This window comes from Lelliottia sp. 7254-16 (genome assembly GCF_002922995.1).
Classification (GTDB): Bacteria; Pseudomonadota; Gammaproteobacteria; order Enterobacterales; family Enterobacteriaceae; genus Enterobacter; species Enterobacter jeotgali.
In genome coordinates, this window is the sequence record NZ_PQVS01000010.1 from 30699 (window position 1) to 45039 (window position 14341).

General features: G+C 55.1%; 13 protein-coding genes. 7 read left to right on the forward strand and 6 right to left on the reverse strand.

What is annotated here, in order from left to right:
- Window positions 1-132 precede the first annotated feature (132 nt).
- The 6 genes from glmS (at window position 133) to phoU (ending at window position 6839) form a co-directional block, all read left to right on the forward strand.
- A complete protein-coding gene (glmS, locus tag C3708_RS14105) occupies window positions 133-1962 on the forward strand; it encodes a glutamine--fructose-6-phosphate transaminase (isomerizing) (protein WP_103950167.1) in 1830 nt (609 codons plus the stop codon).
- A gap of 299 nt (window positions 1963-2261) precedes the next feature.
- Window positions 2262-3302: a phosphate ABC transporter substrate-binding protein PstS gene (pstS, locus tag C3708_RS14110; protein ID WP_095284103.1), complete on the forward strand. Its 1041-nt coding sequence runs from the start codon at window positions 2262-2264 to the stop codon at window positions 3300-3302.
- A 128-nt stretch (window positions 3303-3430) separates the two neighbouring features.
- Window positions 3431-4390, forward strand: a complete 960-nt coding sequence (gene pstC, locus C3708_RS14115) for a phosphate ABC transporter permease PstC (protein ID WP_095284105.1) — start codon at window positions 3431-3433, stop codon at window positions 4388-4390.
- Window positions 4390-5280 carry a phosphate ABC transporter permease PstA gene (gene pstA / locus C3708_RS14120; RefSeq protein WP_095284106.1) on the forward strand — a complete coding sequence of 297 codons (891 nt, stop codon included), beginning with the start codon at window positions 4390-4392 and terminating at the stop codon, window positions 5278-5280. Before pstC ends, pstA begins: the two co-directional genes overlap by 1 nt.
- 46 nt (window positions 5281-5326) lie before the next feature.
- On the forward strand, window positions 5327-6100 hold the full coding sequence (gene pstB, locus C3708_RS14125; protein ID WP_095284108.1) for a phosphate ABC transporter ATP-binding protein PstB: 774 nt from the start codon (window positions 5327-5329) through the stop codon (window positions 6098-6100).
- A gap of 13 nt (window positions 6101-6113) precedes the next feature.
- Window positions 6114-6839, forward strand: coding sequence for a phosphate signaling complex protein PhoU (phoU, locus tag C3708_RS14130; protein WP_095284109.1), 726 nt, complete (start codon window positions 6114-6116; stop codon window positions 6837-6839).
- 83 nt (window positions 6840-6922) lie between these two features.
- Here phoU and yieH read toward each other — a convergent pair whose 3' ends face one another.
- A complete protein-coding gene (gene yieH / locus C3708_RS14135; protein WP_103950166.1) occupies window positions 6923-7588 on the reverse strand; it encodes a 6-phosphogluconate phosphatase in 666 nt (221 codons plus the stop codon).
- 167 nt (window positions 7589-7755) lie between these two features.
- On the opposite strand from yieH, the gene adeP reads away from it, so the two are divergent.
- On the forward strand, window positions 7756-9093 hold the full coding sequence (adeP, locus tag C3708_RS14140; protein WP_146052597.1) for an adenine permease AdeP: 1338 nt from the start codon (window positions 7756-7758) through the stop codon (window positions 9091-9093).
- 90 nt (window positions 9094-9183) lie between these two features.
- On the opposite strand, the gene C3708_RS14145 is transcribed toward adeP, so the two are convergent.
- The 5 genes from C3708_RS14145 to mnmE form a co-directional block, all read right to left on the reverse strand.
- On the reverse strand, window positions 9184-9750 hold the full coding sequence (locus C3708_RS14145) for an NADPH-dependent FMN reductase (protein WP_103950165.1): 567 nt from the start codon (window positions 9748-9750) through the stop codon (window positions 9184-9186).
- Window positions 9751-9787: 37 nt separating this feature from the next.
- Window positions 9788-10534 (reverse strand): 4'-phosphopantetheinyl transferase superfamily protein, encoded by a 747-nt coding sequence (locus tag C3708_RS14150; protein WP_103947848.1) that lies wholly within the window; start codon window positions 10532-10534, stop codon window positions 9788-9790.
- A 121-nt stretch (window positions 10535-10655) separates the two neighbouring features.
- A complete protein-coding gene (yidZ, locus tag C3708_RS14155) occupies window positions 10656-11639 on the reverse strand; it encodes an HTH-type transcriptional regulator YidZ (RefSeq protein ID WP_103947847.1) in 984 nt (327 codons plus the stop codon).
- Window positions 11608-12783, reverse strand: a complete 1176-nt coding sequence (locus C3708_RS14160) for an MFS transporter (protein ID WP_103950164.1) — start codon at window positions 12781-12783, stop codon at window positions 11608-11610. Before C3708_RS14160 ends, yidZ begins: the two co-directional genes overlap by 32 nt.
- Before the next feature lie 113 nt (window positions 12784-12896).
- On the reverse strand, window positions 12897-14261 hold the full coding sequence (gene mnmE / locus C3708_RS14165) for a tRNA uridine-5-carboxymethylaminomethyl(34) synthesis GTPase MnmE (RefSeq protein WP_095284122.1): 1365 nt from the start codon (window positions 14259-14261) through the stop codon (window positions 12897-12899).
- Window positions 14262-14341 lie beyond the last annotated feature (80 nt).

Here is a 14341-nt window from a genome sequence, read left to right on the forward strand (position 1 = left end):
GTCCATGGGAGCTCACTTAAGTAAGTGACCATGGCGAGCACGTGCAGCCAACGCAGTCACAGCGTGAAGGACGAAGAGTAATACAGGTCAGCGACAACGCATGGCATAACGCCATTCTCAGGAAATCTAACTATGTGTGGAATTGTTGGCGCAGTTGCGCAGCGTGATATTGCTGAAATCCTTCTCGAAGGTTTACGTCGTCTGGAATACCGTGGCTACGACTCTGCCGGTCTGGCAGTGGTGGATGCAGAAGGTCATATGACTCGTCTGCGTCGTCTCGGTAAAGTGCAAATGCTGGCGCAAGCGGCGGAAGAAACGCCGCTGCATGGCGGAACAGGCATCGCGCACACCCGCTGGGCGACGCACGGCGAACCTTCAGAAGGCAACGCGCACCCGCATGTGTCTGAACACATTGTGGTGGTGCATAACGGCATTATCGAAAACCACGAACCGCTGCGCGAAGAGTTGAAAGCGCGTGGCTATACCTTTGTCTCCGAAACTGACACCGAAGTTATCGCGCACCTGGTTCACTGGGAGCTTGAGCAGGGCGGTACGCTGCGCGAAGCCGTGTTGCGCGCCATTCCTCAGCTGCGTGGCGCGTACGGTACGGTAATCATGGATTCTCGCGATCCAAGCACCCTGCTGGCGGCACGTTCCGGCAGCCCGATGGTTATCGGCATGGGTATGGGCGAGAACTTCATTGCTTCCGATCAGCTGGCTCTGCTGCCGGTGACGCGTCGCTTTATTTTCCTCGAAGAGGGTGACATCGCGGAAGTGACCCGTCGCAGCGTGACGGTGTTTGATAATTCCGGCGCGCTGGTCAAGCGTCAGGAGATCGAATCCAATCTGCAGTACGATGCGGGCGACAAAGGCGCGTACCGTCATTACATGCAGAAAGAGATCTACGAGCAGCCGAACGCGATAAAGAACACATTGACCGGGCGTATTAACCACGGTGAAGTGGATCTGAGCGAGCTGGGTGACAACGCCAACGAAATGCTGGCGAACGTCGAGCATATCCAGATCGTGGCCTGCGGCACCTCTTATAACTCCGGTATGGTTTCGCGCTACTGGTTTGAAGCGCTGGCGGGCGTGCCGTGCGATGTCGAAATCGCCTCGGAATTCCGCTATCGCAAATCTGCCGTGCGCCGTAACAGCCTGATGATCACCCTTTCTCAGTCCGGCGAAACGGCGGATACCCTGGCGGCGCTGCGTCTGTCAAAAGAGCTGGGCTATCTCGGTTCTCTGGCGATCTGCAACGTCCCAGGCTCTTCGCTGGTGCGTGAATCCGATCTGGCGCTGATGACCAAAGCCGGCACCGAAATCGGCGTGGCGTCGACCAAAGCGTTCACCACTCAGCTGACCGTGCTGTTGATGCTGGTGGCGAAACTGGCGCGTCTGAAAGGCCAGGATGCCTCTATTGAGCACGATATCGTTCACGGGCTGCAGGCGCTGCCGAGCCGTATCGAGCAGATGCTGTCGCAGGACAAACGCATCGAAGCCCTGGCTGAAGATTTCTCTGACAAACATCATGCCTTGTTCCTTGGCCGTGGCGATCAGTACCCTATTGCGCTGGAAGGTGCACTGAAGCTGAAAGAGATCTCTTACATCCATGCGGAAGCCTACGCTGCTGGCGAGCTGAAACACGGCCCGCTGGCGCTGATTGATGCCGACATGCCGGTGATTGTTGTGGCGCCTAACAACGAACTGCTGGAAAAACTGAAATCGAACATCGAAGAAGTCCGCGCCCGTGGCGGCCAGCTGTACGTCTTCGCCGATCAGGATGCCGGGTTTGTCAGCAACGACAACATGCACATCATCGAGATGCCGCACGTCGAAGAAGTTATTGCCCCAATCTTCTACACCGTTCCGCTGCAGCTGCTGGCGTATCACGTCGCGCTGATCAAAGGCACCGACGTCGATCAGCCACGTAACCTGGCGAAATCCGTTACCGTAGAATAATCCCTTCAGGCTCCACCTTCGGGTGGAGCTTTTTTCACCCCCTCCCGTTTTTTTTATTTATGACAATCTGTCATCTTCAGCTACTTTTTTAGTGTCATAGAAATAAAATTTTTCTGAAATCGCACTGTCATATAGTCGTCTAACACGATGATTGTTAATGATAATTTTGCCAATTCTTAAATCAAACTTTCAGTGTCATAAAACTGTCATAATTCGTACATTTATCTGTCACCTGTTTGTCCTACTTTGCTCATCGTAGCCACTCAAACAATGATTTACGAAATCTTGCAGGAGACATTATGAAAGTTATGCGTACCACTGTCGCAACTGTTGTCGCCGCGACCTTATCTCTGAGCGCTTTCTCTGTATTCGCAGAAGCAAGCCTGACTGGTGCTGGTGCAACATTCCCTGCGCCGGTGTATGCCAAATGGGCTGATACTTACCAGAAAGAAACCGGTAACAAGGTTAACTATCAGGGTATCGGCTCCTCCGGTGGCGTGAAACAAATTACCGCGAACACCGTCGATTTCGGCGCATCAGACGCTCCATTGTCTGATGACAAACTGGCGCAGGAAGGTCTGTTCCAGTTCCCAACCGTTATCGGTGGTGTTGTGCTGGCCGTGAATATCCCTGGCCTGAAATCTGGCGAACTGGTGCTGGATGGCAAAACCCTGGGTGATATCTATCTCGGCAAAATCAAAAAATGGGATGACGAAGCCATCACCAAACTGAACCCTGGTGTCAAACTGCCTTCGCAGAACATCGCCGTGGTTCGTCGCGCTGACGGTTCCGGTACCTCCTTCGTCTTCACCAGCTACCTGGCGAAAGTGAACGAAGAGTGGAAATCCAAAATCGGTTCGGGCTCTACCGTGAACTGGCCGACTGGTCTGGGCGGTAAAGGTAACGACGGTATCGCCGCGTTCGTACAGCGTCTGCCTGGCTCAATCGGCTACGTAGAGTACGCTTACGCTAAGCAGAACAACCTGGCTTACACCAAGCTGATCTCTGCCGATGGCAAACCGGTTAGCCCGACTGAAGAGAACTTTGCGAATGCTGCCAAAGGCGCAGACTGGAGCAAAACCTTCGCACAGGATCTGACTAACCAGAAAGGTGACGGCGCGTGGCCAATCACGTCTACCACCTTCATCCTGGTCCACAAAGATCAGAAGAAACCTGAGCAGGGCGCTGAAGTGCTAAAGTTCTTTGACTGGGCGTACAAAAACGGCGGCAAACAGGCTAATGACCTGGATTACGCCAGCCTGCCGGACAGCGTGGTTGAGCAGATTCGTGCTGCATGGAAAACCAACGTGAAAGACAGCAGCGGTAAAGCGCTGTACTAACAGGATATATTTAACGAAGATGGCGGGTGGCGCTACGCTTACCCGCCCTACGGTTTAATCTGTAGGCCCGGTAAGCGTAAGCGCCACCGGGCATAATCGTAAAACGTCTCAAAATAGAAGAGTGATTTATGGCTGCAACCAAGCCTGCTTTTAGCCCTCCGGGGAAACATGGTGACAAAATTTTCAGCGCGCTGGTAAGACTGGCTGCGCTGATTGTGCTATTGCTGCTGGGCGGCATTATCGTTTCACTGATTTTCTCCTCCTGGCCGAGCATCCAGAAATTCGGTTTTGCCTTCCTGTGGACCAAAGAGTGGGACGCGCCAAACGACATCTACGGTGCGCTGGTGCCGATCTACGGCACGCTGATGACCTCGTTCATCGCCCTGCTGATCGCGGTTCCGGTAAGCTTTGGTATCGCCCTGTTCCTGACAGAGCTGGCACCTAACTGGCTGAAGCGCCCTCTGGGTATCGCGATTGAACTGCTGGCGGCAATCCCAAGTATCGTTTACGGCATGTGGGGCTTATTCATCTTTGCGCCACTGTTTGCGACTTACTTCCAGGAACCGGTGGGGAACATTCTTTCCAATATCCCGTTTGTGGGCGCGCTGTTCTCCGGCCCGGCGTTCGGGATTGGTATCCTGGCCGCAGGCGTTATCCTCGCTATCATGATTATTCCGTACATTGCGGCGGTTATGCGCGATGTGTTCGAACAAACTCCGGTGATGATGAAAGAGTCGGCCTACGGCATCGGCTGCACCACCTGGGAAGTTATCTGGCGTATCGTTCTGCCGTTCACCAAAAATGGTGTGATTGGCGGTGTAATGCTCGGCTTAGGTCGCGCGCTGGGTGAAACTATGGCCGTGACCTTTATCATCGGTAACACTTACCAGCTCGACAGCGTCTCGCTGTACATGCCTGGCAACAGCATCACCTCTGCGCTGGCGAATGAGTTCGCTGAAGCGGAATCAGGGCTGCACGTGGCGGCGCTGATGGAGCTGGGTCTGATCCTGTTTGTTATCACCTTCATTGTTCTGGCGATCTCTAAGTTTATGATTATGCGCCTCGCAAAAAGTGAGGGGGCACGCTAATGACAACGCTCGAAATGCAATCCACCGCTCAACTGGCTGAATCTCGTCGCAAAATGCAGGCGCGTCGCCGTATGAAAAACCGTCTGGCGCTGACGCTGTCGATGGCGACTATGGCGTTTGGTCTGTTCTGGCTGGTGTGGATTTTGTTCTCTACCGTGACGCGCGGCATCGACGGTATGTCGATTGCGCTGTTCACCGAAATGACTCCGCCGCCGAATACCGCTGGTGGTGGTCTTGCGAACGCCCTGGCGGGTAGCGGATTACTGATCCTGTGGGCGACCGCTGTCGGTACGCCGCTCGGCATCATGGCGGGGATTTATCTGGCGGAATATGGCCGTAAATCCTGGGTCGCAGAAGTGATTCGTTTCATCAACGATATCCTGCTTTCTGCGCCGTCTATCGTGGTCGGTTTGTTCGTTTACACCATCGTGGTCGCACAGATGGAACACTTCTCCGGCTGGGCGGGCGTGATTGCGCTGGCGCTGCTGCAGGTGCCTATCGTGATTCGTACCACCGAGAACATGCTTAAACTGGTGCCGGACAGCCTGCGTGAAGCGGCTTATGCGCTGGGGACACCGAAATGGAAGATGATTTCGGCGATCACCCTGAAAGCGTCGGTGTCGGGGATCATGACCGGTATCCTGCTGGCGATTGCTCGTATCGCGGGTGAAACCGCGCCGCTGCTGTTCACCGCGCTCTCCAACCAGTTCTGGAGCACGGACATGATGCAGCCGATCGCTAACCTGCCGGTCACCATCTTTAAATTTGCGATGAGCCCGTTCGCGGAGTGGCAGCAGCTGGCCTGGGCCGGGGTGCTGATTATTACCCTTTGCGTACTGTTGCTGAACATTCTGGCGCGCGTCATTTTCGCGAAGCAGAAACACGGTTAATTTTGACGGCGCGGCATAACGCGGCGCCGAATGAGGAAATGAGTCAATGAGTATGGTTGATACTGCACCGGGTAAGATTAAGGTTCGTGATTTGAACTTCTACTACGGTAAATTCCATGCCCTGAAAAACATCAACCTGGATATCGCCAAAAACCAGGTCACGGCATTTATCGGTCCATCAGGCTGTGGGAAATCCACCCTGCTGCGCACCTTTAACAAGATGTTTGAACTGTATCCTGAGCAGCGCGCGGAAGGCGAAATTCTGCTGGATGGCGACAATATTCTGACCAATACCCAGGACATCGCCCTGCTGCGTGCCAAAGTGGGGATGGTGTTCCAGAAACCGACGCCGTTCCCGATGTCGATCTACGACAACATCGCCTTTGGCGTACGTCTGTTCGAAAAGCTCTCGCGTGCTGATATGGATGAGCGCGTGCAGTGGGCCTTGACCAAGGCCGCATTATGGAACGAAACCAAAGATAAACTGCACCAGAGCGGATACTCTCTCTCCGGTGGTCAGCAGCAGCGTCTGTGCATTGCGCGCGGTATCGCCATTCGCCCGGAAGTGTTGCTGCTGGATGAGCCGTGCTCGGCCCTCGACCCGATCTCCACCGGTCGTATCGAAGAGCTGATCACCGAGCTGAAACAGGATTACACCGTGGTGATCGTGACCCACAACATGCAGCAGGCTGCGCGTTGTTCCGACCATACGGCGTTTATGTACCTGGGCGAGTTGATTGAGTTTAGTGACACAGATGCTCTGTTCACCAGGCCCGCGAAGAAACAAACCGAAGATTATATTACTGGCCGCTACGGTTGATTTGGAGTGAATCATGGACAATCTCAATCTTAACAAACACATTTCCGGCCAGTTCAACGCAGAGCTGGAAAGTATCCGCACCCAGGTGATGACGATGGGTGGCATGGTCGAGCAGCAGCTTTCTGATGCGATCACCGCCATGCACAACCAGGACAGCGAGCTGGCGAAGCGCGTTGTCGAAGGCGACAAAAACGTCAACATGATGGAAGTGGCGATCGACGAAGCCTGCGTGCGCATCATCGCTAAACGTCAGCCGACGGCGAGCGACCTGCGTCTGGTGATGGCGATCATCAAAACCATCGCTGAGCTGGAACGTATTGGCGACGTGGCGGATAAAATCTGCCGCACCGCGCTGGAGAAATTCTCCCACCAGCACCAGCCGCTGCTGGTCAGCCTGGAATCCCTGGGCCGTCATACGGTGCAGATGCTGCATGATGTGCTGGATGCGTTCGCGCGTATGGATCTGGATGAAGCGGTACGTATTTACCGTGAAGACAAGAAGGTCGACCAGGAATATGAAGGCATCGTGCGTCAGCTGATGACGTACATGATGGAAGATCCACGCACCATTCCAAGCGTGCTGACCGCGCTGTTCTGCGCGCGTTCTATCGAGCGTATCGGCGACCGCTGCCAGAACATTTGTGAATACATCTTCTACTTCGTGAAAGGACAAGATTTCCGTCACGTGGGCGGGGATGAGCTGGATAAGCTGCTGGCGGGTAAAGACCCGAAAGAGTGATCTTTTTGGCGGGTGGCGCTTCGCTTACCCGCCCTACGGGACTTGTAGGCCGGATAAGCGCTAGCGCCATCCGGCTTTTTTCATTAACGCGTAATATCCCACCCGCGCGCCTTCCACAGCTCCGGCAACTGCGCCAGATCGGTAAAGGTTGTCACTTTCGGATGGCTAATCGGCTTGTTATGCGGATCGGCGCAGAAGTAAAACACCTCCATCCCCGCATCAATCCCTGACTGCGCGCCTGCGCTGGAATCATCCACCAGAATGCAGTTCTCAACGTTCACGTTCATCGCTTTTGCGGCGTGGAACATCAGGGCCGGATCGGGCTTCCAGCGCTGGATATCGTAGCCGCTGAACAGTTTTTCCGGGAAATGGTGCAACATTTCAAGCTTGCCGAGAGAGTGCTGCATTTTGCTGACCGGGCCGTTAGACACCACGCACATCGGCACCGTCATTGCATCGAGCAGCGCATTCGCTCCGGCAATCACTTCCAGTTCCGAGTCGAAAAGGCGTGCGACCTCGGCGCGGTAAACCGGTTCTAAGTCGGCTTTCGCCAGACTGACGCCGTGCTCAGCGTTGATAATGTCGATGATCTCGTACAGTTTGACGCCCTTGAAGCGTTTAAATGTCTCTTCGAGATCGAGCGTAATGCCAAATTCCTGGAACATGCTGACATACGCGCGGGAACAAATGACCTCACTGTCGACCAGCGTACCGTCGCAGTCGAAAAATACCGCTTCAATTCCGGACATGCCTTTCCCTTTTAACAAGTTTAACGTTTACGTAATGCAGTTTTGCGAGACGCAATCGTTGCCGTATAAGCAAAATCAATGAAAAAAAGTATCTCGCAAACGCGCCTATTGTCGCATTTTGGTATAGGATAGCGACGGATTTTTCCCTCCTTGTTCGGAAACTGATGATGAGCCAACAACACACTACCCAGACATCTGGTCAGGGTCTGCTTGAGCGCGTGTTTAAACTGCGCGAGCACGGCACAACGGCACGCACCGAAGTGATCGCCGGATTTACCACCTTCCTGACGATGGTTTATATCGTTTTTGTTAACCCGCAAATTCTGGGCGTTGCTGGCATGGATACCAGCGCCGTCTTCGTGACCACCTGTCTGATCGCCGCTCTCGGCAGCATCCTGATGGGCGTGTTCGCCAACCTTCCGGTTGCTCTGGCACCGGCAATGGGTCTGAACGCCTTCTTCGCCTTCGTGGTTGTGCAGGCGATGGGCCTGCCGTGGCAAGTGGGAATGGGCGCTATCTTCTGGGGCGCTGTCGGCCTGCTGCTGCTGACCATTTTCCGCGTGCGTTACTGGATGATTGCCAATATCCCGGTGAGCCTGCGCGTGGGTATCACCAGCGGTATCGGTCTGTTCATCGGCATGATGGGTCTGAAAAACGCCGGTGTCATCGTCCCTAACCAGGATACCCTGGTGAGCATCGGTAATCTGACCTCTCACAGCGTACTGCTGGGCGTGCTGGGCTTCTTTATCATTGCGATTCTGGCCTCGCGTAATATTCACGCTGCAGTTCTGGTGTCTATTATTGTGACCACCCTTTTGGGCTGGATGCTTGGCGACGTGCATTACAACGGCATTGTCTCTGCACCACCGAGTGTGACCACCGTAATTGGCCATGTTGATCTGGCTGGCTCCTTTAACCTCGGCCTGGCGGGTGTGATTTTCTCCTTCATGCTGGTAAACCTGTTCGACTCCTCAGGTACCCTTATCGGCGTGACCGATAAAGCGGGTCTGGCGGATGAGAAAGGTAAATTCCCGCGCATGAAGCAGGCGCTGTATGTGGACAGTATTTCCTCGGTAGCCGGGTCTTTCATCGGCACCTCTTCTGTTACGGCGTACATCGAGTCCTCTTCCGGCGTCTCCGTCGGTGGCCGTACCGGCCTGACTGCTGTCGTCGTTGGCCTGCTGTTCTTGCTGGTGATTTTCCTCTCTCCGCTGGCGGGGATGGTTCCACCGTACGCCGCCGCAGGCGCACTGATCTACGTCGGCGTGCTGATGACGTCGAGCCTGTCGCGTGTGAAGTGGGAAGATTTAACTGAAGCAGTTCCGGCGTTTGTGACTGCCGTGATGATGCCGTTTAGCTTCTCGATCACCGAAGGTATCGCCCTGGGCTTTATCTCCTACTGTGTGATGAAAATCGGTACCGGTCGTTTCCGCGAACTGAGCCCATGCGTTATCGTGGTGGCGCTGCTGTTCGTGCTGAAGATTGTGTTTATCGACGCACACTAAGGTGCGGTTTGTGGTGTCAGGTGGCGCTTCGCTTACCTGACCTACAGAAGAGTGTAGGCCCGGTAAGCGTTAGCGCCACCGGGCTTTTTATTAGGCTTTAACCCGCTGAATATACTCGCTAAACGCGGTCAACTGACCGGTCAGATGATCCAGCGTGCTTTGATCTACCACTTCACCCGTCTGCGTATCAACTTTGTTCTGAATCACGCCGCCCATAAACTCCGGCTTGTTCATCACCATCGCATCCAGGAACACCAGAATCTGACGCAGATGATACTGGCAGCGTGCGCCACCAATTGCGCCCATCGAACTTGTCTGAATTAGCACCGGCTTGCCGGAAAGTGGCTGCTCCGGCAAGCGGGAAAGCCAGTCGATCGCATTCTTCAGCCCACCCGGTACCGAGTAGTTATATTCAGGCGTGACAATCACGACGCCATCGGCCTGACGAATCTGCTCTGCAAGCGCTTCCACGCTTTGCGGAAAACCCTGTTCCTGCTGAACATCGGCGTCGTACAGCGGAATATCACCAATTGATGGCAGCGCGGAGACAGCCATTCCAGCGGGGGCCAGTTTTGGCAGCGTGCGGGCAACCATCCCGTTAAATGAACCTTTGCGCAGGCTTCCCAGTAACGTAACAACTTTCAACGTATCAGACATGATTACTCCTTTTTCATCATGATGGCCCATGAGCGGGTCAGTTAAAGGTAAGAGCTTTTTCTGCCGGTAAACTGGTTAATCTCATCAGACGTGCGGCGGGTTCGTTAGCACGCGCGGGAACATCAGGAAGGCTACGCCATCCGTCGCGGCTGTCAAATTCCCAGATTTTCAGGCGTTCAATGGCGGGCGTGACGGCAATCGACCAAATAAGCACGTCTTCGGCGTCGCTGAGGGCTTCAACGCGCGCCGCTTTGGTCGCCCGCAGGCGGCCTGAGCCGGGCAATAGCTGTAACAGTCTGGCATCGTCCACCGCGCAGCCTGAGAGCTTTTGAATACTTTGACGTAGGGTAATGAGCTGAGCTTTAGCTTCGTTGGGATCGTTTTGATTACGCACCCACAGATTTTCATTGCTCGATAACGGATAAGCGTCGTGGGCGTTGGGTCCGTGGAAGCCGCGAGTGGCGCGCTGGAGTTCCATATCCAGTCCGCAATCGCCTTCGGTTGTGAGTGCCACGCCAACGATATTCCCCGTATAGGCGATGGAAAAACGCGGCAGTTCAGGATCGGCAAAAACCGGGCGGCCTTCGGGCTGGGTGATCATCTCCGGAAGCTCGCTCGTGCCGTACAGCATGAATAACAGCTCAGCGAGTAACGCCCGTGAAGCCAGAAATCGCGAGCGTCGGTGCTCCGGGAGCTTGTGTGCTTCTTTGTGACAGGATGAGGAGAGTCTGACTGACACCAGGCGTCCTTCGGTCAGAAGTCCTCTTGCAAAATGCGTTGCCATTTTTCGCTCCATGATAATGGTCAGTGACAGGTTAAACGGTTACATGATTATCGCTTAACTTCGCATCTGTTTTAATCGGTAAATCCCGTTATGAGAAGCCTGGGGACCGAACTTTACATTTTTAGAGGGAAAAATCGGATCTCTGACGCAGAGAATCGCAGTACAACGCCTTAATCGTCTCTTTCAGCCAGATAATTTTCGGGTTGTGGCTGTTCCGTTTATGCCAGATCAGCGTAAAGGGAACATTGAGTTTTTCGGCGAGCGCTTCGTCAATCGGAATCGGACGACTGACCAGCTTGCGCTGGTGGAGCTGATTATAGTGATGGCAATAGTGAGGCGCGGTGGCGATATAGTTATGGCCAGGCTGCGCCGCCATAAACATCGACTGCTCAAAGCCTGGCAGGCTCAGGGCAATGTTGCGCTCGCGGCCCATCTCTCTTAGCACCTCGTCCAGCGCCCATGTGTCGCTGCGTTCCCAGAAGATGCTGATGTGGGGATAGCGCAAAAAGGTGTCGAGATTCCACTCTTCCTGGAGCGCCGGATGATCCTCGCGCAGATAGACGCAAGGTCTGTCGCTGAACAGGATTTCGTGGTCGATAAACCACGGCAGAAGCTTTAGCAATTCGCGCGAGCGCGGATGCGTTTCACGCCCGGTAAAGCCGAGATCGACCTCGCCGCGTGTAATGGCATCCAGCGAGTCGTAATCCCAGTGCCGCATCCGCACGGTCGCCTGCGGGTAGCGCTGATTCACCTGCTCAAGCAGGGCATTAAAACGGATCAGCATTAGCGGTGTTTCCGCTGCCATTTCGAATTTCAGTCCGCTCGGCGAATCGTGATGGGGCTTGTCGAGGATCTGATTGCCGATTTGCATCCAGTCCGTCAGATCTTGCTCAAGGCTCACCGTCAGCGGTGTCGGCAGCAGGCCCAGCGGCGTTTTCACAAACAGCGGATCGTCAAACCAGTCGCGCAGTTTCGCCAGCGATTTACTCACCGCTGACGGCGTGACGTTCATGCGTTTTGCGGCTTTGGTGACGCTGCGTTCCTGCAGCAACAGCTGCAGGCACAGTAACAGGTTAAGGTCGAGGCTGCTGATGGGCTTCTTCATAGTGCGCTGCGGGCTGTATCGCCATGATTAACAGGATGCAGACCATGCTACAGCCAATCAGTATCCCGATCAGCATATTCAGCGCATTAAGACCGATCACCGCCGCCAGCCAAATCCACAGAGACGAGCCACATACCTGAGCAATGCCTAGCGCCGAGCTGGCGACACCGGCGCGCAGTGAGAACGGCCCCAGGGCCTGGCTCATCGCCACGCCAAAACCTACCGAGAATCCCGCGCAAATCAGGGTGATACCCGCCAGCATTATGGCGTGCGAACTCGCTGTCGCCAGCACTATGCCAGCAATCAGGAACAGGATTTGCGAGGTCATCATTAGCGTGCGCTGGCTGAAAACGTTCAGGGCAAACGGCGTTGAGAACGACACCGCCATGCTCACCATTGCGGTCAACGCCATCACCGTAGAGTACTCCCCGCGATCAAAACCCATCGTTTCCATCAATAAGACTGGGGAAACGTTTACATAGGTAAGAATGACGACCACGCTCAGTGTGGTAATCAGCAGACGGCTGATAAAAAAGCGGTTCAGGAGCTTTTCTGTGGGCTGAATTGTCGCGGTATTGCCTGCATTATGCGAGCCAGGATGTGTCTCTTTTAGCACGGTGATGGAAAGGATAAAGACCAACAGGCCCATCGCCGCCATCGTCCAGAACAGGCTCTGCCACGGCAGTTTGAGCATAATCAGATAACCGATCACCGGAGCCAGCACCGGGATGATACAAGTGATGCCGTTGAGCATGGAGAGCACTTTTGCGCGGCGCTGAGCGCTGAGGGTATCGCGCAGAATGGCAAACGCCACCACGTAACAGCCACCCGCGCCAATGCCCTGGATGAAGCGTCCTGTCAGGAACAGCGTACTGTCCTGCGCCATAGAACACAGCACAGAGGCCAGGGCGAAGATCACTGCACCGGTAATCGCCACCGGCTGTCTTCCGGCTTTGTCAGCCACTTTACCGGCAAACACCATCGACGATGCCATACCCGCCAGATAAGCGGAAAACGCAATGTGTAGCTGTGCCTCGCTGGCATTCAGATCGCGCGCGATGTGCGGCAAACCGACCAGATACATATCAATGCCCGATGGATAAAGCAGAACCAGTGCAAAACTACAGAACAGAAAACGCGCCATAAACCCCCCATGAATGCAGGCTGGAAGCATAGAGGGAGAATGGGGAAGAAGCGAGTTGCCATTTGGACAATAGTGATTTCCTGTGAGGAAATCACTATTCGGTAGAAGCGGAGTTATTTCCCGATACAGAAGCTCGAGAAAATGCGGCCCAGCAAATCGTCGGAGGTAAATTCGCCGGTGATTTCGCTCAGGCTTTGCTGCGCCAAACGCAGTTCCTCCGCCAGTAATTCACCGGCCCAGGCACCAAGCAGCTGCGCTTTGCCCTGATCGAGGTGATTCGCGGCCTGTTCCAGCGCCTGCAGATGGCGACGGCGTGCCAGGAAGCCGCCTTCCATGCTCGTATCAAAGCCCATGCTCTGTTTGAGATGGTTACGCAGGTCATCCACGCCTTCGCCGGTACGTGCCGACAGACGGATGAGTGAGTGACCGTTCACATCGCTCAGGCCCAGCGTTTCGCCTGTTTTATCGGCTTTGTTACGCACCACAGTGATCGGCAGTTTAGCGGGCAGACGAGCGATAAAGTCCGGCCAGATTTCTGCGGGATCGACCGCGTCGGTGGTGGTGCCGTCGACCATAAACAGCACGCGGTCGGCCTGCTCGATCTCCTGCCACGCGCGTTCGATACCGATGCGTTCGACTTCGTCGCTGGCGTCGCGTAGACCGGCGGTGTCGATGATGTGCAGCGGCATTCCGTCGATGTGAATGTGTTCACGCAGCACGTCGCGGGTAGTCCCGGCGATATCGGTCACGATCGCCGCTTCGCGGCCTGCGAGGGCGTTCAGCAGACTCGATTTCCCGGCGTTTGGACGACCGGCGATAACTACCTTCATCCCTTCGCGCAGCAGGCTACCCTGGCGCGCTTCGGCGCGCACGGCGTCGAGATCGGACATCACGCTGTTGAGCTGCGCTTCGATTTTGCCATCAGAGAGGAAGTCGATCTCTTCATCAGGGAAGTCGATAGCCGCTTCGACGTAGATGCGCAGGTGAGTGAGTGCTTCCACAAGATGATTCACGCGCGCGGAAAATGCACCCTGCAGTGAGTTCAGGGCGGATCGCGCCGCCTGTTCGGAGCTGGCATCGATCAGGTCGGCGATGGCTTCAGCTTGCGCCAGGTCGAGCTTGTCGTTGAGGAATGCACGCTCGGAGAACTCGCCCGGCTTCGCAATGCGCAGCCCCGGCAAGGTTAAAATACGTTTTAACAGCAGATCAAGAATAACCGGGCCGCCGTGGCCCTGTAGTTCAAGCACGTCTTCGCCGGTAAAGGAGTTCGGGCCAGGGAACCAGAGCGCGATGCCCTGATCCAGCGCGGTGCCGTCTGCATCTTTAAACGGCAGATAGTCGGCGTAGCGCGGTTTTGGCAGTTTGCCCAGCACGGCTTCTGCCACCTCGCGCGCCTTGAGGCCGGAGATACGCAGAATGCCTACACCACCGCGTCCCGGTGGGGTTGCCTGGGCGACGATAGTGTCGTTATGGCTCATGGAATGTCTCTTTTTAAAATGTAAAAAGGCGGTCAGATGACCGCCCTTTTTTTACTGTTCCTTCCGCCGGGTGGCGCTTC

Bases quoted from the DNA above. Each gene is read 5' to 3' on its own strand.
- glmS (WP_103950167.1), top strand. From the start codon at position 133: ATGTGTGGAATTGTTGGCGCAGTTGCGCAGCGTGATATTGCTGAAATC.
- pstS (WP_095284103.1), top strand. From the start codon at position 2,262: ATGAAAGTTATGCGTACCACTGTCGCAACTGTTGTCGCCGCGACCTTA.
- pstC (WP_095284105.1), top strand. From the start codon at position 3,431: ATGGCTGCAACCAAGCCTGCTTTTAGCCCTCCGGGGAAACATGGTGAC.
- pstA (WP_095284106.1), top strand. From the start codon at position 4,390: ATGACAACGCTCGAAATGCAATCCACCGCTCAACTGGCTGAATCTCGT.
- pstB (WP_095284108.1), top strand. From the start codon at position 5,327: ATGAGTATGGTTGATACTGCACCGGGTAAGATTAAGGTTCGTGATTTG.
- phoU (WP_095284109.1), top strand. From the start codon at position 6,114: ATGGACAATCTCAATCTTAACAAACACATTTCCGGCCAGTTCAACGCA.
- yieH (WP_103950166.1), bottom strand. From the start codon at position 7,588: ATGTCCGGAATTGAAGCGGTATTTTTCGACTGCGACGGTACGCTGGTC.
- adeP (WP_146052597.1), top strand. From the start codon at position 7,756: ATGAGCCAACAACACACTACCCAGACATCTGGTCAGGGTCTGCTTGAG.
- C3708_RS14145 (WP_103950165.1), bottom strand. From the start codon at position 9,750: ATGTCTGATACGTTGAAAGTTGTTACGTTACTGGGAAGCCTGCGCAAA.
- C3708_RS14150 (WP_103947848.1), bottom strand. From the start codon at position 10,534: ATGGCAACGCATTTTGCAAGAGGACTTCTGACCGAAGGACGCCTGGTG.
- yidZ (WP_103947847.1), bottom strand. From the start codon at position 11,639: ATGAAGAAGCCCATCAGCAGCCTCGACCTTAACCTGTTACTGTGCCTG.
- C3708_RS14160 (WP_103950164.1), bottom strand. From the start codon at position 12,783: ATGGCGCGTTTTCTGTTCTGTAGTTTTGCACTGGTTCTGCTTTATCCA.
- mnmE (WP_095284122.1), bottom strand. From the start codon at position 14,261: ATGAGCCATAACGACACTATCGTCGCCCAGGCAACCCCACCGGGACGC.